This window comes from Acinetobacter sp., from assembly GCF_039596015.1.
In the GTDB taxonomy this organism is placed as follows: Bacteria; Pseudomonadota; Gammaproteobacteria; order Pseudomonadales; family Moraxellaceae; genus Acinetobacter.
This window is the reverse complement of sequence record NZ_JBCNKN010000011.1, coordinates 41,893-65,200: the sequence shown is the minus strand read 5'-3', so window position 1 is coordinate 65,200 and position 23,308 is coordinate 41,893. Positions and strand designations below refer to the sequence as shown.

Below are 23,308 nucleotides of genomic sequence, written 5' to 3'. Positions count from 1 at the left end.
ATTCTTTAAACATTTCACTGCATACTGGCTAGCAATACTTAGCTTCTCTAAGCTTGATAACTCCATGAGCATTGAAGTAGCGTTAGAAATGACATATGAATATTTTAATGTTCCTAATCAATCCGTTGATAGATTAAGTACACTGGTTAATCAACGCATCAAACTAGCGCACCCTAGAATTCAACTGCTCCCATTTTTGAAATACTCCAGATTATTTAAAAATTATGCAGCTTTAGTGGAGGCAAAGTGTGACGTTTATACGCCTAGTGATGAAAGCTGTACTAATGATATAAAAAGGGCTGAATTAAAACTTATTTTAGATATTACACATAAAACGCTCGACCATTGGATCGATCAAGACTTTCTAAAACTCGATGATAATCAATATTCTTATAGTTCCATCCCTAGCAATTATATTGAAAATTTCCTAACGACAACACAGCATGAAACTTTATTACAACAACCACGTATGAAGAAGATTTGCCCATATCCTAAGCAATTAGATTTAAAAGAAATTGCACAAAAGCTCGATATACACTACGAAACTGCACGCAAATTAACGAACATGGGATGGTTCGATTTGGATCAACTTTGTAATGATGCAAAAGCAGCTAAAGGATATTCCTTTATAAAGCTAGAAAATTTCCAAAATGAATATATCCTTGCCTCAACACTCGCAAAGAAATTAGGCCTTAATCCTACAAATTTTGTTGAAAAACTAACAAGCATAGGGATTGTTCCTATTCGAGGTCCACATATCGATGCTTCCCCACTAAATATCTATCTTAAGCGCTCCGTTAATCATCTAAGGAAACATGATTTTGATGAAATAATACGTTATCCCACTCGCACAGGCAGGCCTAAAAAAGGCGTTACTCCACTAAAAAAAAAGCAGAATTTTTTCTCGTTAAATGAAGCAGCAGAACACTTAAACATTAGCCCCAATAAGGTTTCTGTTTTGATTAATAAAGGAATTCTTATTAAAGATGTCAATTATCCTTTATCCATTAAAATTCCAAAAATATCCGTACTTCGGCTAAAGCATAAATTGCTGAGTGAAAACTCAATATCTACAGAGCAAGCAGCAAGACTACTCAATTGCTCAGTGAATTGGTTAGGTGAACATTGGTGCAAATCTGGTTTTTTAACTATAGAAAATTTGGTGTATTGGAAACTCGTTCGGCAAAAGGAAGTTGATGAAGTCCTTAAGTTGAAAGAAACCTATATGACGGGAGCCGAAGCTAGTAAATTGCTAGGTATGCCCCACTCACATATTACAAATTTACAAGCTCAAGATATTATACAAGCATACTATTTGGGTAATTCTGAATATAGAATTCGCCTATTTAAGACAAAAGATGTTATGAAATTGAAATATTCAAAAGATGAGACATAAAACTGAACTATCTCATAGCTATATATTTAACTTTAGTAAAATACTAAGTCATTTCCAATAATTCTTTTTTCATTTTATCAATTCTAGAAGCTAAACCTTCAGTACAGTTTTTATGTCGTTCATAAAGTGGATTATTCTTATTATTCCAGTCATTGAGAATGTCATTAGCTTCTTTGAATTCTTCCTCCAGCTTTAAAATTCTACGTTGTAATGCCACTTTTTTATCCCATTTTTTCAATAGTTTTGCTTCAACTTCTTCAAAAGTAGTTTCTCCATCAATAATCTTTTGAAAGTCTTCTTCATATTCTTTTTCAGCCATATCAATAATTGATTTTGAATAAGAATGGTTCAATATACTTTTAGCTGACTCATGAGCTTTTTGCCGTTTCAGAACTTCTTGATCTGCATACTTCCGTTTATTATTGATCATCAAACACCTCATTTAAAAAAATTAAACTAATGCTTTACAATACAGCATTTAATTTTTTCAGATCTCTGTAATCCTTTTATAACTTCATCTTCATCTCTGATAAAACCTATATCATAAATTAAAAAGTAAATGGATTCATATTCAGTAGAATAAGCAATAATATCTGCATTCATCTCATCAATTATTTCAGCTAACTTACCCTGACGATTACAAATTTTAATTTCTAACACCATGTTTTCATTTCTGAAAACAAAATCAGGTACTGACTCCTTTCCTGCTATTTTAACTCGCCCAGTCTCTCTGTCGTAATCAATTCCTTTTTGCTTTCCTTTGCCAATTAATAAGCTTTCAATACCATTCTGTACACTTTTTTCATTCGGAGGAATATCATAAATTGCTTTACGAAGATTTGCTTTTAAAAAATTCAAGATATTGTCAGCTTCAACTTGTGCCAACCCTCCTGAAGCCTCAATAAAAGATTTAAGTATTAATAAGTTAGAATAAACATCATCAAAATACATTCTCTGCTGAATGGTAACCGTATCGAAAGCAGAAGGAACTTTCTCTAAGTTATACATGTCTACTGGCGCATTAATATCTATTATCTCACGAGCTTTTATTAGTATCTCATTATATTTCCGCATAAATATTTTAAAACTTGAGTGTAACCAAACGTCATCTTTTCTTGAGTTTCTTGAAGCATCCATTGCTTTTTGTAAAGCTATACATTGATCACGTATCTCTTTTAATTTAATTTCCTTAACCACTTTACCCTACCTCTGAATCACCTATATACAATTAAATCATAGTTTTTTTTGTACAATAAGATTGTATCTGAAAAAATCTATATTTTTATATTTCCCAAAAAAACTACTAGAAATTGACCTTAAAAAATGATAAAAATACTTACATAATGTCAAAAAAAAATACATAAGTTTACACTTTATTTAGATTTCGTGTGGGAGGGAGCTTTCAATGTCTTTTGATGCATCGCCATCTTGGAGTGGTTTCAACTACCAAGGTAAGGTCGCACTTTATTACTCTTTAAAATGTATCAACGAGGAATCCATCGAAAAAGATTTCTCTAATTATAGTTTGATGCTTGAGAATAATGAAGATTTTGAAATTATTATTGATAACGCTCCTATCTCCTTTCATCAAGTAAAAGCATATGAAACATGTAGCTATAGCAAATATTCAGATGCTCTTTTAGAAATCACGTTAGAACTATCAAAACATCCCAATGTAATTGGGAAAATTCATACATGGAAAGTGATAAACCCTAGGCCTAGTTTTAATGATATAGCATCATCAATTACCAATGATCTTAAAGAAATTTTAGTTGAATATCTTTTCCCAACTGATAGGACATCAACTCTCCATAAAGCAGCATCCGATGCCACGCAGATATCTAAAACTACATCAATCATTAGAAATGCTTTTAAAAATAAAACCGCTGTAGAATTAGCTCAACTTTTATCAGATATACACAATGGTCAGAATAATGCTATATCAAGGCTAGAAGCATACAGATACGATGATGGCAATTCATTTTGTGATCTCAGTAGCATAAATGACAAAATTAAATCAGAATTATCAATTTCCTTCACAAGGCTAAGCATTTCAGTAACCCACGATCAGTTGGAGAAAGCTTTTCTATACTTCTTAGGAGTTATGGATAAATACATCATACAACGCCACAAAAACAAACAAAATTCTCAAAAAATTCCTATTCATTTTACTGAAATTATTAGTGTACTTAATAAAGATCATGAAGATATGAGCAAAGAATATTTAGCTTATCATTTTAAAGAACGATTTGCCTACCATATTGAACATTACATGGATGATCCGGATGAAGGATATATAAAACCTAATGATGGAACCTCTTGCAATTTACAAGAGATATGTAAGTTTCTGCTAGGTTTAAGTCCTCTTGAGCTTTGGGAATATTATCGTCATTTCTCCCCACAAATACAGCTCAACCATCAATGCAATATCGATAATGCACTCGAGTCAAATAGTGAAGGTATTCGCTACGTACTTATAAAAATTTTTCACACTATAAACTATCAGAGATTCATTATTAACAACTCAAAATATAAATTTATTTATCGTAATGCAACACCCCCATATCAACATTATTTACCAACTACAATTACTAATACACCACGTCTTTCCCAAATTGAAAGGCATATTACATCAAACCCGAATATAAATGAGATTTTATATGAAATTGAAAATCTTATTTATAACGGTATAAATCATCATCGATTCTCTCCATTATCATCAATGCATACAGAAGCCCCCATCGCAGAAGATGCAGATAGCCGCCTCAAAAGAGATGAGCCTTTAAGATTTATAAACCTTATCCCCTTATCAATCGCAAAGGATGAACTATCTTAATGATCAAAATCCTCAAAAACATACTTTCAAGTAATGGATATACTCAAATAAATATTGATTTACCTTTTCAAACTCAAACTATCCATCTTTTTAGTCCAAATGAAGAAAATGAACGTGAGGAATATTTCGTCACGATTCAACTTCATAATCAATCTAATGAAGCAGTTCAAATCTTACTAGAACAAGATGCACAAGAATTATTTGAATTTATTAGTCAATCAGGAGTAGTAGGGCTCTCATTTGAGAAAAACTGTACTATGTTGATTTGTCACAATGAAAATGCAATAGATCGACAACTAATTCTCTCAATTGAGGAGGATCAGTATAATTTCAAAAAAAATGTGATTACTCATTCTCTACATGAACTTGAAGATTTACATAATTATCTAACGACTAACAATATTAACGAAATTACAAATACTGTAATTAATGAAGTTATCAATGGTGAAAATGGGAAAGACTTTTTAGAATTTAAAGGTAGTCAAAATAATTCTCAAGGGTATTATTCTCTCATAATGAAAATTATACTTAAACTACCCTTTATTACTTATAGTCCCAAGGAAAAAGAACTAACGAACCTGTGCCTTGATATTGAAAACTCATTTGCCCCACGCTACCTCTCAATATACAGCCAACTTTTAACTTCAGAGAAAGAATGGTCTGAAGATGACAACTATAAGCAGATAGAAAAAATTTGGGGAACATTGGAATGATTACTTTAAATAAAATCACTCTGAAGAACTTTAAAATATTTGGTAATGAACCATATGTCATCAATTTTGAAGATAGTAACCTTGTCTTACTTGATGGTCCTAATGGATATGGTAAAACCTCAGTTTTTGATGCTATCGAATTGGGTTTAACTGGAAATATTTCTCGATTGATTTCTCTAGAAAACCGCCAAAATCCAGCGGATGTAGTAGTTGCACATAAAGGCGCAGAGAATGTCGAAATAACTCTTGAATTTAAAAATGCCGAATCCCAAACTAGAGTTTTCAAACGAAAACTTAAATACCCTATTCCTAGTTCATTCAAGAAGATTTCAAAATTTACTGAATTATGGGAACTCAATGAAGTAGTAGATGAAACTCTAATTCAGGCAACTGATAAGTCTTTAGAAGAATATTTTAACAGCCAAGACTTTTCAAGAGATTTTCTACTATTCCACTATGTACAGCAAGAGGAGACTTCACGGTTTCTGAAATCAAATAATGAAGCTCAACGGGCAATTGAACTTGCACAACTTTTTGGTAATACCCGAGAGGCAGATGAAAAGCTAGTTAAATTATCAGAAATCGCAAACAAGATAGGAAGTACTAAGAAAACGTATGCAAAACGTATCGAAGAGATTAAACATTTATACAAAATTGAAGACGACAGCTATATCTCAAATAGTACTGCAGAACAGCATACTTATGCTTTACCATGGTTAGTTGAGACTAATACATCACCTTTTTGGGATCTGGTGTCGATCTCTGATCTTAATCAAGAAAAACTTAATAACTCTTTAGCCGAAATCACTAATGTTAAAAATTTACTTACACATCAAAATTTTTTCATAAGAAACCGTATTTTTGAAAGAGTAATTCAGCAACGTGAATTTCTTGAGATCTATATCGGATACTTTAACTCTATCCAAAATTACGATTTATATCTGAATCAGAATCACTCATATCATATTGTTAAGAATACTCTTTCTACTCTCAAAAGTGGTGATTTAAAAGCTATTGGTAATATTTCTAACTTTAAAACTATCTTCCAAATACTGATGCTAGGAGATAGTAATACTTTTGAAGCGGCACTATTAGCTCTTATAGCAGAAGAAAATAAAGCTAGAGGATTAAGTTCTATTTACTCAGAATTACTCAAACATCACGATGCTATGACTGCTGGACTGCATCAAATACCAAATGAATCTAAATGTTTACTTTGTGGTCAAGATTATGAAAGTCACGATGATTTAACTAAGGTAGTAATGCAACATAGTCTTTTACTCCGATCTGAGCTTTCTGAGAATGACAAATTGCTTGTAACTACTCGAGATAATTTCAATACAACCCACCTTTCCCCATTAATTCTTGCCTGTTCTACTTATCTTGAACAAAAATTGATTGCATCACATGAAGATATCAATCTGCTTACAAAAGCGAAGAATATTAGTGAGCGTCTTGAAAATCTTCAAAAATGGCTACAATCAGAAAATATTGAACATCATGATTTGATGGGAACTACTTTTCCTTTGCAAAATAGTCTTAATCTTACAGAAGCAACTAACAAAATAAGCGAACGAATACGCTCGGCTATTGGTATTCCACCAGAGAGTTATGATTTAGCTAATAATGGAAATATATTCGAGAGAATCTATAGAGATTATTTTAATAGCGAACAAGACAAGTTACCTCAAGTCAATATTGACGTACTTAACCAAAAAGAAAGTTATATAAAAAATCTTTATTTTAGTTCAATGAAACAAATAGTAGATGAACTTATAGAACTTAAGAAACGATACAATCTACTAGATACTGCCTCAAGTGATATTACTGAACTCATCAATATTGTACGCACAAAAATTCGTCAATACAGAAAAAAATTAATTACTGAGATTGAAATTCCTTTTTACATCTACTCTGGAAAAATTCTACAAACACACCAAGCTGGGCACGGTCAAGGAATATTTATTAAAGATCCAACAGGTGATGATGAGCTGAAAAATGTACGACTAGTTTCTAATTGGGAAAGTGACCATGACATCCTTAATACAATGAGTTCTGGACAAATATCCGCAGTCGTTATTTCACTTACCTTAGCTTTACATCGAGTTTATTCTACGAGATTTTCAACAATCCTAATTGATGATCCTGTTCAGACTATGGATGATATAAATATGTCGTCATTAGTAGAGGTTTTACGAAATGACTTTAGTCAAAAACAGATCATCTTATCCACTCATGAAGATAAGGTTGCTAAGTATTTTACTTATAAATATTTGAAGCACAATGAAAGTGTAAAGATTGTGAATCTAATGCAAAGAAGAGAATACATACCTAGTAATAAGTATATATACAAATAAAGGCAACTAGCTCGGACTCTATAGTCCGAGTTTTTTTGAATAATTATTCAATTGATTTACTAATTTCAAGTATAGCCTAGCTTCATTATTAATCAACAACTCATCTCATGAAATGAAGATGTAATGTATTTAGAATACTTAATATTTATTAACCAATCAAAAAAATATCAATCCAAAAATTAAAAATCACCCTAATCACTTTTAAACTTCAAATCTAAATCACCCTTATGATATCCAAGCCATTCATTAGATGGACGTTCTCCTGCATGATCGCCAATTTCTTTTTTTTCATATGCTGAAAAATATCATTTAAAATAGTATACTTAGCAAAAGTTTCATCAAAATTTATAGATTGTGATATCTGCTTAAGATAAATTTGCAATCCATTTGATGAATGTTCCTCATCTAAGTTTTGCCAATCCTTTGGCACGACGATGTATATATCACGGCTTGAGATGTAATTTAAAACTATCAAAAGCCCACTAGGATCGAAATCAGAGTAAACTGCAATTTTAGCTGTATCAGCTAATCTTTCTAACAGCTCATTAACCAACTTAATATTCTTTCCTTGTCCGCGATATAGAAAGAGGCTACCCTGCCATTGCTCTGGCAAATACTGGTGCCATTTATATAAGTGGACCATCATGTCGCCATTTTCTACAATAACCAGTTGTTTAATAGCACTAGTATCTACTTCGTTAATATCTATTGTGGCTAGAAACTTCGGATGTGATATATCTAACATACCACTTTTCAGAGGTAATGCCGCATTGACAGATGCAAAGACTAGATAATCTGAAAAAACAGATTTATTAGTGTCCTTTTCATTAATACTGTATTTAACATGTTCAAATCGAGATAATCCCTTTGGAATGTTAATATCAGCTTCAACTTTCCTATATTGCTTATAAATCTGATCTAACCTCACAAAGTCTAAATCATCTAGATGCAAATCACGGCCTCTAACCCTGCCAATTGCCTCAGAGTCATGTAGCATTCGCCACGTATTATTCAACGATACTTTTTTCGTTCTATTGAGCAATGCCTGTTGAATAACATTTAATTGAGTACCAGTAATCATGACAACCTGTTAAATACGTTTAATTACGACATCTTGAACTAACCAGTTGCCGTTATAATTAGGAATGATATTTTCGATAAAATGCATATCTAATACCCCAGCATAATATTCATAATTATCACGATACGAACTGACAAGATGCAATACCCAAGAATTGATTTCAACTTCTGGCTTTAAGTCTTGATAACATTGTACAGCAGTGAGCTCAACTGGCCCTTGAGGATGCATCAACGCCTCAAAGAAATGGTTTGATGCAACCTCTAGCGCTGAGGGTTCTACCAGAACTTCTGCATCTAACTGTATTTCTACCTCAACAATTTCTTTTTCAGCTTCTTTTGTTGTCTTCTCTCTATTTTCACTCGCTTTTCGTGCGATTAGCTCCAATGTTTCCTGTGCTCTGTATGAACCTAAATCAGCATAGGCCGTGAATTGTGGTTTATAAACTCGAAAAAAAGGGCTAGGTGCAGTGCTTTGATCTAATATAGAATTTAGCTGTTTACCAGCCAAAAAACTATGTACAGCATCAATCATGGAATTACGTTTCTGAATTTCTAAATCTTTCTTCCATCGGAGTAGATATTCATTCAATACATGCCCTGCATTAATCAGTTCTTTATGGCACTTAAAAACGATCGGTGTTAACCGTTTGGTAATCAGACGTTCAATCTCTTTGTCTCCAACACCAAGTTGAGCCAGTTTGTCTGGTGACAGCTGAACCATGATATCGCTTAATGGCTTTAAATCCTGAATTGCTTTTTCATTAGCTCTAATGCGGACTTCCAGATCACTAATAATCAATAATTTTTCATGAACTTGGCTAGAAAAATGAACATAGTCTTCAACAAGTACATTAGACAGCTCTAGGAGCGCATCGATTAATTCTCCTTGGTCATATTTTGCATCTTCATAGTTTCTCTGTTTAGAAAAAGCATACGAGTGTGCGCATTCCTCTATTCGGATTATGAGCGATGCAATCTGACCAGGACTATTCTTAATACGTCCTCTGCGATCAAAATGAGATACAAACCGTAATACGTTACTTTGAATGATAAAACCATCAAGATCACGATAGCCTAATCCAGCTTTAGCTAACGACTCAATTTTATTTTCAATATCATAAGTACAGTCGATGATGCCATGTTGGTGTTTAATGGCATGTCCTATTAAATCAATATTATTTGTTAATAAACGACATGGCACTAACGCTGGATGATTTTGATCTGACATAATTCAATCCTGTATTATAAAAGAGCATCTTGCTTTAGTTGACTATCTGAGTCTGACTTAATTTGTTCACATGCTGCAATATACTCTAACTGTTCATAGAACAAAGACCATTTAGCCGTAGCGACATAAACTGAACCAGTGTCACTACCAGTATTAAATAAATAATTTTCAGCGGTCAGATATTTCAGCACGCTCTCCAAGTGCTCTTGAGATGAACTAGCAGTATTGGAACGTCCTAGTTTTTTAATAATTTCTTTCAAACGACTTTGTAGATACTCTGATTGCTCAATCGCTGAGAGTAAATGGCCTTTAGTTATAATATCGTTATAAGCAAGAGGTTTACTTTCTGAGTGCAGAGAGCGGCACAAGCGTACCCATTCTACAAGCGGTTCAATTTTGCTGACGAAAGCATTAAAATGTGACTCTATGCTATCTTGAACCTTACGCTGTTGGACATTCAGATATACTGCATAAAACCCATATCCATCATGAGTTTTTACACATTTACGGTCAATCTTGTGCAGAAAATCATTCATCTCATCAAAAAAGACATTATCTAGCAGCCGTTGATAATGTAGCGTAAAGCAAAGGTTATCTATAACTTCACCACTAATGAGTAGGTGAACAATCTCGGAAAAAGCTTCGTTATTCATCAGCGATCTCCATGATTTGAGTATTAATTTTATTGCTAGATTGATGCTGATTTAATAATGGATTATCTTGAACAATTGACCTAGCAATGTAGTGTCGGACACCCATTTTTTTATCTATGTCATTCTTACAAGTGAAATATTTCCCTAAAATATCGTCCATTTTGGGTTGAGCGCAAACCAAATTAATGTTTCGCTCACGCATGAAATCTAGCAATTTACCGCAATTTACCGTGTCAATCTGACCCAACTCATCGATTGGTAAATGAATAATAACATCTGGATCAGGACATAACTTTCTTGCTAAGGCGGTAAAAATCACCAAAATAGCTAAACGTGAGATGCCCGTACTACTAGAGTTTTCAAAGTCATTATCATTTCTTACCTCAACATATCGATCATTTTCAGTGAAGTTAATATTTAACTCAACCAAAGAGCCAATATCATTCGTTATGGACTTAGAACTATCTAACACACGTAACGCCCTATCAAACGAATCAAGAAGTGAGTCATCTGGCAGGGCATTAAAGTTATCTGCTGACGGTTCCCACTCCATCACAAATTGTTTTAAATCGCTGTTAAAACCACATCTATCAATCTTTGGTTCCAGTTTAATGTTAATTTCGTCCAAAAAAGTAAATGGGTTAGTACCGTTAATTTGATTGCTTAGCTCACGTGATACTGTTTCCACCTTATTTTTAAACTGGCGTAAAGACTGATAATAGCTGACAAAGGAATTTGAGATCACTTCAAATACATGGATGACTACTTCTACTTTCTGAGGAATATCATAATGGTACATTTCCTCAACTTCACTCATTGCACTCAGATAATACGGAGCACTGTCTACTCTAAAAGCATATTTCGACATTCGATTTAGCCACTGTTGTTCAAGTTCACTACCTGTGGCCGCTTTTAATGCTTTCAATACAGCATAATAAGCATCTTTGAGCGCTTTCAATTGCAGCTTAAAACCATCCAACTTTTCATGAGTGTTATCAATAAACCATTCAAAATCTAAAGGTAGGTTGTCATGTATCGCTTTAAATTCTGGAAAATCATCCAGTTTCTCGGAGATTAATTTAACCAAATTCGACAGTTTTTTCTGGTTAGTATCTATTTGAACAAGTTTATTATTGATTGTGGTAATTTCTAAGCCAGCCTTTTCTTCTATGTCCTTTAGTTTCTGGTCAATTGCACCCACCCGAACAACCAGACGCTTTAATTCAGTTTCAAATTCAAATTTATTAGTTTCTAAGTCATTTTTTTGAGAAAACTCAGTTTCCAACCACTTTTTATATTCAGTAATTTTAGCGGCATATGACATTATCAAATCGACTTTTTTATGCGCAGCAATTTGCCTATTTTCCGCATTCTGAATAGCATCTGTATCTGCTGATTCAGTTTTCAATGCACGTTTTTTAGCTTGTTCCAATTCTTTAATTTGTTGTTCTTTATTCGTCTCTATACTGATTATTTGAGTTTGTAGGATAGCTAGATTATTGTCATTGGCCATATTCAGATTGTCAAAAGATACTTTTAAATGCTCCAATTGTTTCTTATGGCTAAACTCCAGTTCTGCTTTTGCATTTTTGTGGTCGTTACGCATCAGCTTTTCATTTTCTTGTTCTTGTTTTAATGCTTTGCGCGATTCTCTACTTCTTAATGTGCATTGACTGAGTATGGATTCCTGTAAAGTTTTAACTGCTTGTTCAGCCTCATCAACGCGACTTTTCCTACGTTGTAATTCAGTACTAGCCTCTGTCAACTCTGTATCTAGAGCAGTCTTTTCCTTATATCTGGCTTTAGCAATAGCTTCACTATCATCTCTAGTTTTCTTAGCAATTTGGGTGATTTCGATCTGACGATTTAAACGTATCTTCAACTCATCAATTGACTCAGCCTGTTGAGGAATAGGAAGTAAACTAGTATCCAAATTTAGACCATAAAAAGAATCATTTAAACCATTTATCACCCACTCGGGTTTTAGATCTTTACGCGCCAATAATTCAGGCGAAATAACCTTTGCAATAGTATGTTTCCAGTTCTGATCTTCACTGTCTCGTAGGAAGCTAATTAAAGTGTTCTCCGAATTAATTTCTTTACGTAATTCCTCTATTTTAATTTCATGTTGTTTATAAACCCGTTCAGCAATTTCAAAGTCCTTTTGTGTTAAAGTCACAGCTCTTCCTGTTGCTTCAACTTGCTCAGTTAATTTCTGGTGTTTGGATTGTTGTTCCAAATATTCAATTGAACGTTGCTGCGCTAACATTTTAGAATTGGTAATTTGCTGGGCTTCTTCATCAGTTGACTTCTGATTAGACTCAATCTCATCAAAGAGTTTATTTATTCGCTCTAAAACTGTTTCCAGTGCCAATTCTTGCACATTTTCTAACTTCTTTAACTCTCCAGCATTCAAGTCGCGGCGCTCATCAAGTGCAGCATCACGTTGACGAATTACCTCCTCCTTTTTGTCCTTCAAATCATCAACTTTAAGACGAATAGCTTTTATCGAAGTGATGCTATTCTGAAGCACTGTACTTTTGTTGCTTTCAAAGTTATTGATAATTTGTTGATGCGACTCCTGCAAGTGCTGTAAATGTGTTTTGGCCTCTCTCAACTCTTGTTCATATACTTGCAGTGAGTCATATTCGGTTATTTTTTGGAGAATATTGATCCGTTGATATTCATCTTGTTGTTCTTCAAGTAAAATTAAATTCCTCGAGCAACTAGTTAACTTACCACTTAAATCAGCGGTCATTGAACTAATCCTATTTTTCTCCTGCAACAATTGTTGAGATTCTTCATCTGCCCTCTGCTTGATGACTGTGATTTGTTGTTCTTTATCAGAATATTCTTCAGCGAATTGAACTTGCATTTGTTGTGATTGAGCTCGAGCCGTGGCCAAATCACTTAAAGTTGTTCTGATAACATGCTGCTGTTTTATGCCATCTTCTAGTTTTACTTTTTCTTTGTTGAATGCATTTAAACTCCTAATATCACGGATAATTGTTATATTTTTTTCATGTTCTGGTTTTTTTGTTATTGAAACATCATCACTTAAAAAGGATTCGACAAGCATGTTCTTAAAACTGACGATCAACTGTCCCTTATTAACTGGAACACGAGAGAACTCGCCAAGAAACTTTAACTCATGTTTCGTATCACAAATCGAAAAGTCAGCAGCAGCGACTCGTAAGCTTCGGTCCCTTCGCAGACGCTCTTTATCATTATGCAAGATTGCAGCGTAATCCAAACTATTATCGAATTGATTACTGACTTTAATTCCATCAGCTCTAATCGTATTCAAAATCGTTGATGCATCAGCACCCGCAGTAAACAAAACATTATATTTTTCGGAAAATAAAGTTTCGTCTAATCCTCCCTGCACAATGCGATAACAATGCTTCTCACTACTATGTCTATACATAACAACACAACACAGACCTGATTTACGCAAATACTCAAACACAATCATGCTTTGATAATTAGGTAAGTAATAATCCAGGAAATTACTTTTGCCAGCACTCCTGCTGACCATTTGATTTGGTTTTGCTCCGTTAAAGATTGGAATTAGGTGCAGCAGTGAGGTTTTACCAGCACCATTAGCACCGGTAATGTTTGTGTGACCATCACACTTAACCAATGAACGCTTACTTCTGATGTAAGAGTTATGCAACACAATGTTTTTTAAGCCATAATTATTGATATTGCTCTGCATAAAAATATCCGTTTAGCTAAGTGATCGCCATTCTAAACATTATCAGAAATAATTAGATATATGACTATTAACCATCAATTAACGCGACATAGCACGTCGTGTTAATTGATGGTTAATCAGGGTGTTATCTCCCTACTAACTATAGGATCCATCCTGTTTACGAACATATACTAACGATATATAGCGATCATCTTTTAGCATTAAACTGAAACGCTTCCTAAGTTACTTATGAAAGAACAGCTTTTTATAAAATGACAGCTTATGTGTCGCAAAACTCTGAAAATGACAACATATGTGTCGTGTGACGTTACGTCACGCCGTCACGCGACACATGAGTTGTCATTGAGAAAACCGCCATTCATGGCGGTTTTTTATCAACAAGATTATTTTATTCTCTTATAAATTAAATAATACTTATATTCTTATCAGACATTTAAATTTTGATAGTTTTATCTAAAAATTTCTTTTAATATTTTATTTTAGAAACATAAACATCAAATAGATCATATTAGGTCTTTTTCATAAATCATTTTTCACTCAACTCTCTATTATAAATTCCCGCAATTAAATTAAATCTCAACCCCAGTCTTTTTCCTCGGTTTCGATAACGTCCAACAAGAATCTTAAAGGTTTTGAGCCTGCCAAATACATGCTCAATTCCAATTCTTCTTTTATTGATTTCTCGGTTGTAAATTTTGAGTTCAGGATTCAGTTTACAGCGCTTTTTCGCTTTTAAAGGGAACAGGCTATTCGGATACAATTTATAAATTCCCTGATAACCTTTATCTGTAAGGAGAAAAGCTCCAACTGGTATATGATTTAAGTTACGTTTGAATAGCTCAAAATCATGCATAGCACCATGACAACCACATAAACTCAGAATTTTCCGAGTTTTGTAGTGAATTATCATCTGTACTTTAAAGGTGTGTGCCTTTTTCTTGCCACTATAACTTTTCTTCTGTTTTTTTAGGCCTTTGGATTGGAATTTCTGTGGCATCTACAATCACCACATTCCAGTCTATCCCTTCACCATCAGGTAATTCTTTTGGTAAATTAAATAGTCTAGACTGAATCAGGCAATCTTCAACATGACGTACAATTCGGGAAGCCGTCGGCTCTGAAACACCATAACTTGTGGCAACGTGAAATAAAGTGCGATATTCCCGCCAATAGCTGAGACAAAGTAAAACCTGATCTTCAATGCCAAGCTTGGTTGGTCTACCTTTCATTGGGATCTGCTTTTTCATGTATTCCACGATTAAATCAAAGGTTGACCATGAGATGCCTGTGTATCGCTTAAACTGAGTTTCAGGAAGCTTTTTAAAGTCGAGATATTTCATGGGGCGATTATGCTTCAAAATCTGAAACTTTGCAGAATGATTTTTTAATCTAAAAGTTGGGTGTTTTTTGATTTATGAAAGAGGTCTATTTAAGGAAAAATAATGGCCGAAACCGAAAAAATAGCTCAAATGGCAGAAATTCTATCAAATGATCTATTTTCTGAATTTCTGTGGAATAGAACAGGAACTACAAATCATAATTGGCCATGTGAAAATCCAGAAGTACATGGAAATAAAACCCATCCATCTGATGTAGTTTTTTATTATGATGAGCCCTATTCTCAATCAAGAACTTATATTAATTGCGATTTGAAAAGTTATGCCAAGGGAACGATTAAGGGAACTACTATAAAAGATGCAATTGTTAGTTTAGCCAAGCAAGTTTCATGCGCTGAGAAAAGTTCTGAATGGCATGAGTTATACATTCATGATCATGTTACACCTGAAATTTGCGGACTACTTTTTGTATATAATCATGATGGAGAATACGATAAAGATTTTTCTAATATTCTTTCAAGCATTAAAGTCGAGGATTTAGATATTCCAAAAGGCTCTAAAATTTTTGTTTTAGGTCCTCAAGATATTTTTTGGTTAGATAATATTCGACATGACTTATGCATTTTAAGAGGGAAATCAGGACCTGATAAAATACCTAACAATGATCTCTGTAGATTTTTCTACCCCCAACTAGTAAGAAAAACGAATGTACAACCAGAAAAAGCAAAAGCAGCAAGATTAGAAATGCTTAGTGGACCTTGGATTATCTTAGAATTCAAAAAAGATAAATACCGTAAAGGGTTTATAATCTATTACAGAAGAAAAGGTGAAAAAACTGATGAATTCATCTACTTAATTGATTACTTAAGGCACTACCAAGTTCTATCTGAAGATACCGATATTCAGATTCGTACATTAGATTCTTCTCCTACTGCTTCAGCAATTTTTGGAAAAGCCGTAGATCGCTATATTGAGGAAATGACCGAAAGTAATCAAGATAGCGACTTTGCTAAGCTAGTTAGAGACATCAAGTTTTCTTCAATGCCACAAGTTAAGAGTACATTTTCAGAAATTGAGATAGGAATGAATCTATGAGCAAACAATCTTTTCAACAACTATGTGCCACTGACCATGATATCTTTTCTTTGTTAACTTCTGGAAAACAACGGTTAACTGATGTCACTTTGAATGAATTAGCTAGAGATAGAGGAATTTTTTTCTCTCCCAAATCGACCCGTAATGATCTAATTGAAGAGCTTTCGATATGGACACATGACTATTATGACATCACAGGATTAATCGAAAAGAGAGATTATAAAAAGCGTAATGAAAAAATGACCTCTGTTATCTTACCTATTGAACTTTCTGTAGATGAAATGAAAGATATAGTAAAGGAATATAAAGAGGATACGCACAATAATGATAATGTAACATCTCATCAAAAAGGTAATGATGCTGTTGTAATAAATACTGAATACGATTATTCAAAAACCCGACTTATTTAAAGACAGCGTAAAGATGCAAGTATCCATATGGAAAGTAAAAATGGACAAACAGTAATACGCATGCCCGCATCAGAAAAGGCATTGAATATAGTTGAGCTTATTAAAGACAAAGTCGAAACTTTTAAAAAAATTGAAATTCCTATTAAGAAAATTGAAGTTGAGAATCTTCTAAATCCTGAAGAAAGAAATCGTTTTTTTTTTGAAATTGATCTCTGATATTAAAGACTTTGAATTATTGACAGTAACTAATTTAAAAGTAGATAAATTTGAAGATGAAGATACTCCAGATGAAGATGATGATGAAAATTTAGAAATTAAACAAAATATGATTGGTGTTATTGAAAGTGCTGTATTCAGTGGCCAAAATTTAGTTGCATCCGAACAATATGTGCAACTTATTGAAGATGGTTTCTTTATCACCTCTATAACTTGGCGTGCAAAGCAAATAAAAGATCCTTATCATTTAGTTCAATTTGAGACATCTTTTGAAAATGGTAGACAAGGTACTGGATTTAAATATAGTGCTAAATATTCAAATCGAATAGCGAACTCCACTGACTACACTAAAAACTTTAAACCTACTGATGGCGACTTGAAATTTTACCTTTTAAACTTAATTGAAGTTTCTGCACGAAAATCACTAGAAGACTTATCTCCAACGCCCTTAGATGGAGAGTAATTAAAGATGAGTAGATATCAATGGTTTAAAACCAAATGGCCTCTTTCAATGTCAGAGCTGGCACAAAAATTAAAAAAATTCTCGTTTGATAAAAATCAAACTAGTGGATTTATACTGGATAGAGTAAGAGAAAGTTATATTGAAGCAAGATATATAGAAAAATTAGAAATTAATGAAACAATTAAAGATCCTTTTGGTAAAGAGCTATTTTACAATAAGATTCTATATAAAGAATGCTTGTTACGAATATCAGATGATACGCCAATTGGATTGGAATTTTTAAATCCTCCTAAAGGTATACAAGGTTTAATCAGTAAACTATCTCAAGCATCAGATTTCAAACTTACTATCACTCCTTTAAAAATTGATTTACTAAAATGGATTGATGCTTTAGATATTCTTATTGAAGAAAAAGCCAATATTAAGTCAATAGAGATATCTGGCTTAGATTTAGGCTCTGGAGTATCCGCAAAAACAGTTATTAAAGGCCCAAACAATGTATTAAATGCAACTAATTCATTAACTATAGATAGGAGCTATAAACTAGAGAAGATTCAAGCAGCATATAAAAATTTTGGTAATATCATTATTACAATTAATGGTTGTGCAAAAATTGACAAAGATATTTATCATGGAAATATTCAAATCATTAGAAATTCTTTATCTTCTATGATCGTTGAGCCCTTTGATAAAAATTGAAATATCCATTTCTAAGAAATGCAACCAATCTATTAACTCAATCGCATCAAGCCTCCTTTCCAATATTTCTACTTTAGATACATAAGACTGAGGCTTCCCCAAATGCTGAGCTGGACTGTTCCCAGTATCACAGGACATTAAACATTTTCCTTTTTAACAATCATTTTATATTGGTTACGCCCATTAATCTTTGCAATATAAAGCGCGTTATCTGCCTCTGTAAGTAACTCATCAATACTATTTTTCTCACTCGGAACAGTAACCGCAATCCCAACACTAATCGTAACATGATCCGAAATATCACTATCTGGATGAGGAATATGACTATCTCGAACGGAAGTAATTAAACGATCAACCAATATTTGTGCCTGTTTCTCATTTGTCGATGGAAACAATAAAAAGAACTCTTCCCCACCATAACGTGCAGCCAACTCCCCCGCACGACACGCCATTGATGAAATTATAGTGGCGGTTTTTTTTAAGCACTTATCGCCTTCTATATGTCCTAAGCTATCGTTATAGCGTTTAAAAAAATCAATATCGACCATCATGATACAAATCAAATTATGCGTTCTTAATGCTCGGTTCCATTCCAGATGCAAAACTTCATCTAAATAACGCCGATTGGCAAGCCCAGTTAGCGCATCTTCACGGGACAAAATTGCCAGATGTTCTGCCTGTGCCGTTAATTCAAGATTATTTAAAGCAATAATACAGTTTTGAATATAACTTTCACGATGTTGTCTGTCTGTCGCATAGGCAACAGCCATACCTAAAATACTGCTAAACGTATAGGTTCGGTTGAGGAAAGTCCATTCAATAGCATCTTTAAAGAATAATGTAATCAATATAGCAAACAGACCGCCAAACCAGCCTGCAATTGAAATCGTATAAAATCGTAGACCAACGAAAGTATATGTAATCAAAACTGCATACATCATAGCAGCATGAAAAAGGACATTATTCTGGCCATTTGGCGTCGTCGTGATCAAAATAAAAGTAATCGCAATCGCTAAGGCCGAGCCAATACCCACATATAAGTCAAAATATTCTTCTAGCTTTTTACTAAAAGATAAGCCCCATGCGATGATGATCACCACACCAACCCAACCATAATAGGCAATCCAGTTTCCTATTTGTTCATCGGGTAGTACCTGACCAATACCAACACATAAAAAGAGATACAAAATCAGGATAATAGGAGCACGATAGCGAAACTCATATGTAGCCGCTTTTCGATATTTTTTTTGGTAATCTTGTTCTAGAGGGGTTGGAAATCGGACATAGTTCAACCAACGATTCTTATTTTGAGCTATATATTGTTTATCAAATATCGTGGTTCCATCTAACTTCATCTATACCCAAACCTTGTCTAGACCGACCTTTCTATACTTTGCTTATTCATTATTTCTCTATGACAAAGTAAAGAATGTCTCTTATAGGACTTGATAATAAAGTTAAAACATCAAAATTTAAAAGTACTTTTTCAATAAAAAACTCTTTAACTCTCAAAGATTCACCAATCCTTACAGAAACAGAAAAATTTATTGAAAAAGGCTTGTACGCACTCAAAAACAGATATATTTTTTGGTGAAAAAGCTCTAATTTTAATGCGCCCCAAATATCCCTTGTTGCTATGGACAATTTAAACTGATTAGGACGGTAGATTCATGAATGCGAAACAAAAAGTATATGATCTAGAGCTGCAATTAACGCCCCATACAGAATGGTCACAAAAATTTTGGGATGATTTAACACCCGCCAAAGACCGTGTGAGTCATCATCCTCTCTTTATCGAGATGGCAAATGGAAAACTGAGTTTAGAGTGCTTTCGCTACACTCTGCTTAATTTTTATCCATTAGTGGCACATTTCCCTTCTTATATGTCGATGTCTTTGGCAAAAGCAACTGGTTTTGCTGAACAAGGGGTGACTGAAGCGCGCAACTGGCTCATTCAAAATATTAAAGTTGAAGAACGCCATTTAGAATGGTACAGAGACTGGGCGGGTGGTTTCGGTTTATCGGTTGAAACGCTTGATGCTGTACGTCCACCAGCAGCAATGAATGCAGTCAATCATTTCTTATGGGATATTAATTATCGTGGTAGCCTTGCCGAAGGAATTGCAGCAACCAATCTGGCAATTGAATGGGCAACTGGCGACTGGAGTATTCAGGTTTATAAAGGCATTGGAGCCTATACCCATCATCCTGAAGTGCATCTTGGAAAACGGACAATTGCATGGTTGCGTGCACATGCTCATTATGATGATTTGCATCCGCATGAAGCAATGGAGCTGATCAAACGGATTTGTGATGGTAAACCCGATTTACAGCAAAAAGCCTTTTACGCAGCACAAGAAGGTTTGGCATATTATGAATTGGCATTGGATGAGTGTTATAAACTGCAAAAGAAGGCTTGCGCATAAAATATTTGATGTTTGTTGAAACCAAATTAGAAACAATGACAATATCAATCCCGCCATTGTTTCTAATTTTTTGGTTCTGCTATTTGCCAATAATGCCTTTCCAACCACCCGCAATGAGCTGTGTTATGGCTAAAAGTACAAATGGTGCAGATAATCCTGCGGGGCTTGCCAAATAGCGTGACTGCCATTCGGGGTCAAATTTAGCTTTATATTCATACAGCCCTTCAAAATTATAAAATTCTTCGCCCAAATCAAAAATGGTTGTTCCAATTTTATGCCACAGCGGTGCAAGCGGATGTCGTTCTAATCCTGAAAGTGGTGCCATACCTAAATTAAACCATTGATAGCCCTGATCTTTCGCCCAGAGCATTAAACTTGAAAACACAAAGTCCATAATGCCATTCGGTGCAGTTGGATCATAGCGCATTAAATCAATCGATAGCTCTTCCTTATGTTGCGTTTCCCATACGTTGGCAAATGCCATAATTTCATTGTCAGCAGAAATAGCGACAGCCACTCGTGTTCTTTGGATATAGTTTTCATCAAAAAATCCTAAAGAAAATCTTTTTTCACGTACATTTTTCTGTTTTAACCATGCGTCTGAAATCTGCTTTAAACGTGGTAATGCCGCTTCAACTTCCGAATATTCTAAAATTTTAAACTGGTATCCTTGTTTGAACAGGCGGTTTCTTGCGGTGCGTAAATTATTACGTTTGCGTCCATCTAAGCTAAATGAAATTAATGGTACTCGTGCTTCTTGTCCTAGTTTAAGTAAAGTTAAACCGAGGTCTAAATAGAGTGGCAAATCGTTTTCACCCACTTGATAAAATGCAATTTTGGCGCCAAATCGGTCTGCCTGCTCCTTAAACTCCCACAATAATTGTTCATAATCCTCCTGATTTCCAACAGGATCTCCCATTACAATCCAATATTTTGGCGTTACGGCATAGGCTAAAAAGGCAGTCTGCCCTTCACTCCAAAACAACTGTTTATCGCCCAATAAAGCCAAATAACCTTGGGTTCCCTGACATTTAGAAACCAGTTCTGCCGCTTTTTGCAAATCGTGTGAATGGGTCTGATTCAATGCTTTAGGCTTGGCAACTTTTAATAATTGCCAAATCAGTACCACCAAAACCACCACACCAATCACAATCAGTGACCTTAGAAAACGAGAGGCATTGTCTTTATAAGAAAACTGCCACCATAATTGACTGGAATACTCAATATGCCGATAAGAAAACAACCCAAACCAAACAGTTCCGATCAATACCATCACAATCATGCCGAACCAGACTGGATCGTATGAGATCTGCAACAGCGATGATTTTCGATAAAAATAACGATGTGAAAATAACATCACAATGAATAGAACACTGAGAGCCAATATCTCGAACCAGTCAAAACCACGCAATGCCGACGTCAATATGCCAAGACTCAGTAAAATCAACACTCCATACCATGCTGCATCAAGTTTCATATGAATCCCACGTGCTAAAAACAGCAGTAAAATTCCAATCAATGATCCTGTTAAATGCGAAAATTCCACCAGTGACAAAGGGATAAATCGATGCAACCAACGTATTTTTTCAGGCAAAATTGGCAATGAACCTGAAAAAAGCAGATATGCGCCTGTAATAAAAAATAGAATAGAAAGAATTTGAGGCAATGTAGATGGAATCACACGTGCAAGGAACTTTTCCACCTTGGATAATTCTGCTCGATGTCGTCGTACACCTTGGATAAGCAATACCAAGCCTGCAAGCAGTAAAGGCAGAAAATAGTAAATGCTACGATATAAAATCAGTGCAATTGCAATTTCAGAGCGATTTGAAGCGACAAAAAGACCCGATAAACCTAAAAATGTTCCTTCGAATACGCCAATACCGCCCGGTACTTGAGAGATTAGCCCAAGAAATTGCGATAAAATAAAGATTATCAAGAAAATTTCGAAGGTCATTGCAGGGAGATCCTGCACAAATACCCACAAAACCAAAGCAGCAAGTAACAGGTCAGCACATGCCAAAAGTGTTTGTAATATGGCGACTTTCACACTTGGAACAGCAATTGAAATGCCCTTGATCTGGAATGGTTTTTTCCGAAAAATCACCATGCCCCAATAGGCTATCAAAAAGGCAGAACAGAGCACAATCAACAGATAAAACCATGCCATATGCTGAATCATGTTCAATATAGAGCTAGGTGCCAGTGAAATAGCAATCAGTCCTAAACTCACTACGCCAATAAAAAAAGTAACGCTCAGAAATAATGAAATTTTGGCAATATCCCAGCCTTGTACGCCATTTTCACTATAAAACCGATAACGAACCGAACCACCCGCAGCCCATGCATGACCTGTATTATTACTAATGGCGAAGCTGATAAATGAAGTCAGTAAAATATTTGGATAGGAAATTTCTTTATATCCTAATGACCTTAATGCCAATAAATCATAAAAGGACAAAAGAAAATAACTCAACAGCGTCAATAACATCGCGCAGGCCGTTACTGACCACGGCACACTGTTCCAGAGATGAATAAAATGAGGTAAAGCATGATGTTCTAACTGACGATGAATAATAAAAACTGCTATACCAAATAAAACCACAGGCAGCAGAACTATTATTTTTTTAAAAAATTTATTATTAATCATAATATTATCCATTTACGAAAATAGATATGAG

Annotated in this window: 19 protein-coding genes and 1 pseudogene; 10 read left to right on the top strand and 10 right to left on the bottom strand. The window is 34.4% G+C overall.

Annotation, left to right across the window (positions count from 1 at the left end; translation table 11 throughout):
- The first annotated feature begins 64 nt into the window (after positions 1 to 64).
- Positions 65 to 1,396, top strand: a complete 1,332-nt coding sequence (locus tag ABDV70_RS10940; protein WP_343597727.1) for a hypothetical protein — start codon at positions 65 to 67, stop codon at positions 1,394 to 1,396.
- A gap of 43 nt (positions 1,397 to 1,439) precedes the next feature.
- On the opposite strand, the gene ABDV70_RS10935 is transcribed toward ABDV70_RS10940, so the two are convergent.
- Positions 1,440 to 1,826 (bottom strand): hypothetical protein, encoded by a 387-nt coding sequence (locus ABDV70_RS10935; protein ID WP_343597726.1) that lies wholly within the window; start codon positions 1,824 to 1,826, stop codon positions 1,440 to 1,442.
- Positions 1,827 to 1,852: 26 nt separating this feature from the next.
- Complete coding sequence (locus ABDV70_RS10930) at positions 1,853 to 2,593, bottom strand: hypothetical protein (protein WP_288490934.1); 741 nt, start codon at positions 2,591 to 2,593, stop codon at positions 1,853 to 1,855.
- Positions 2,594 to 2,801: 208 nt separating this feature from the next.
- On the opposite strand from ABDV70_RS10930, the gene ABDV70_RS10925 reads away from it, so the two are divergent.
- From ABDV70_RS10925 to ABDV70_RS10915, 3 genes are read left to right on the top strand one after another with little or no spacing between them, the layout of a single operon-like run.
- On the top strand, positions 2,802 to 4,232 hold the full coding sequence (locus tag ABDV70_RS10925) for an ABC-three component system protein (RefSeq protein WP_343597725.1): 1,431 nt from the start codon (positions 2,802 to 2,804) through the stop codon (positions 4,230 to 4,232).
- Positions 4,232 to 4,945, top strand: a complete 714-nt coding sequence (locus ABDV70_RS10920; protein WP_343597724.1) for an ABC-three component system middle component 1 — start codon at positions 4,232 to 4,234, stop codon at positions 4,943 to 4,945. Before ABDV70_RS10925 ends, ABDV70_RS10920 begins: the two co-directional genes overlap by 1 nt.
- Positions 4,942 to 7,302, top strand: coding sequence for an AAA family ATPase (locus ABDV70_RS10915; protein WP_343597723.1), 2,361 nt, complete (start codon positions 4,942 to 4,944; stop codon positions 7,300 to 7,302). Before ABDV70_RS10920 ends, ABDV70_RS10915 begins: the two co-directional genes overlap by 4 nt.
- A 214-nt stretch (positions 7,303 to 7,516) precedes the next feature.
- Here the strand turns inward: ABDV70_RS10915 and ABDV70_RS10910 are convergent, their stop codons facing one another.
- From ABDV70_RS10910 to ABDV70_RS10890, 5 genes are all read right to left on the bottom strand, one after another.
- Positions 7,517 to 8,383 carry a hypothetical protein gene (locus tag ABDV70_RS10910; protein WP_343597721.1) on the bottom strand — a complete coding sequence of 289 codons (867 nt, stop codon included), beginning with the start codon at positions 8,381 to 8,383 and terminating at the stop codon, positions 7,517 to 7,519.
- A 9-nt stretch (positions 8,384 to 8,392) separates the two neighbouring features.
- Positions 8,393 to 9,610, bottom strand: coding sequence for a hypothetical protein (locus ABDV70_RS10905; RefSeq protein WP_343597719.1), 1,218 nt, complete (start codon positions 9,608 to 9,610; stop codon positions 8,393 to 8,395).
- A gap of 14 nt (positions 9,611 to 9,624) precedes the next feature.
- Positions 9,625 to 10,263, bottom strand: coding sequence for a hypothetical protein (locus ABDV70_RS10900; protein ID WP_335957024.1), 639 nt, complete (start codon positions 10,261 to 10,263; stop codon positions 9,625 to 9,627).
- Entirely contained in the window at positions 10,256 to 13,981 is a 3,726-nt protein-coding gene (locus tag ABDV70_RS10895) for an ATP-binding protein (protein WP_343597718.1), read from the bottom strand. Before ABDV70_RS10895 ends, ABDV70_RS10900 begins: the two co-directional genes overlap by 8 nt.
- Positions 13,982 to 14,507: 526 nt before the next feature.
- Positions 14,508 to 15,321 (bottom strand): IS5 family transposase gene (locus ABDV70_RS10890; protein WP_343597717.1). Its coding sequence is split into 2 segments (ribosomal slippage): positions 14,508 to 14,943 and positions 14,942 to 15,321, totalling 816 coding nucleotides; the frame shifts between segments, so codons are not numbered across the junction.
- A gap of 102 nt (positions 15,322 to 15,423) precedes the next feature.
- Between ABDV70_RS10890 and ABDV70_RS10885 the strand changes: the two genes are divergently transcribed.
- The 5 genes from ABDV70_RS10885 to ABDV70_RS10865 are packed head-to-tail and all read left to right on the top strand — an operon-like array spanning position 15,424 to position 18,201.
- Positions 15,424 to 16,413 carry a hypothetical protein gene (locus ABDV70_RS10885; protein WP_343597715.1) on the top strand — a complete coding sequence of 330 codons (990 nt, stop codon included), beginning with the start codon at positions 15,424 to 15,426 and terminating at the stop codon, positions 16,411 to 16,413.
- Positions 16,410 to 16,823 carry a hypothetical protein gene (locus ABDV70_RS10880; protein WP_343597713.1) on the top strand — a complete coding sequence of 138 codons (414 nt, stop codon included), beginning with the start codon at positions 16,410 to 16,412 and terminating at the stop codon, positions 16,821 to 16,823. Before ABDV70_RS10885 ends, ABDV70_RS10880 begins: the two co-directional genes overlap by 4 nt.
- A gap of 27 nt (positions 16,824 to 16,850) precedes the next feature.
- The gene (locus tag ABDV70_RS10875) at positions 16,851 to 17,039 is read left to right on the top strand and encodes a hypothetical protein (RefSeq protein ID WP_343597711.1); all 189 of its coding nucleotides are present in this window, start codon (positions 16,851 to 16,853) and stop codon (positions 17,037 to 17,039) included.
- Positions 17,023 to 17,502 (top strand): hypothetical protein, encoded by a 480-nt coding sequence (locus tag ABDV70_RS10870; RefSeq protein ID WP_343597709.1) that lies wholly within the window; start codon positions 17,023 to 17,025, stop codon positions 17,500 to 17,502. Before ABDV70_RS10875 ends, ABDV70_RS10870 begins: the two co-directional genes overlap by 17 nt.
- Positions 17,503 to 17,508: 6 nt before the next feature.
- Complete coding sequence (locus ABDV70_RS10865) at positions 17,509 to 18,201, top strand: hypothetical protein (protein WP_343597707.1); 693 nt, start codon at positions 17,509 to 17,511, stop codon at positions 18,199 to 18,201.
- Here ABDV70_RS10865 and ABDV70_RS10860 read toward each other — a convergent pair.
- Together ABDV70_RS10860 and ABDV70_RS10855 are read right to left on the bottom strand one after the other, a co-directional pair.
- Positions 18,163 to 18,312 (bottom strand): annotated as a pseudogene (locus ABDV70_RS10860) (XRE family transcriptional regulator); the annotation flags it as partial. The gene ABDV70_RS10865 and the pseudogene ABDV70_RS10860 overlap by 39 nt on opposite strands.
- A 26-nt stretch (positions 18,313 to 18,338) precedes the next feature.
- Complete coding sequence (locus tag ABDV70_RS10855) at positions 18,339 to 19,556, bottom strand: GGDEF domain-containing protein (RefSeq protein WP_343597705.1); 1,218 nt, start codon at positions 19,554 to 19,556, stop codon at positions 18,339 to 18,341.
- 315 nt (positions 19,557 to 19,871) lie between these two features.
- Between ABDV70_RS10855 and ABDV70_RS10850 the strand changes: the two genes are divergently transcribed.
- Complete coding sequence (locus ABDV70_RS10850) at positions 19,872 to 20,627, top strand: iron-containing redox enzyme family protein (RefSeq protein WP_343597704.1); 756 nt, start codon at positions 19,872 to 19,874, stop codon at positions 20,625 to 20,627.
- A gap of 79 nt (positions 20,628 to 20,706) precedes the next feature.
- Here ABDV70_RS10850 and mprF read toward each other — a convergent pair whose 3' ends face one another.
- A complete protein-coding gene (gene mprF / locus ABDV70_RS10845) occupies positions 20,707 to 23,277 on the bottom strand; it encodes a bifunctional lysylphosphatidylglycerol flippase/synthetase MprF (protein WP_343597702.1) in 2,571 nt (856 codons plus the stop codon).
- Between the last annotated feature and the right edge of the window lie 31 nt (positions 23,278 to 23,308).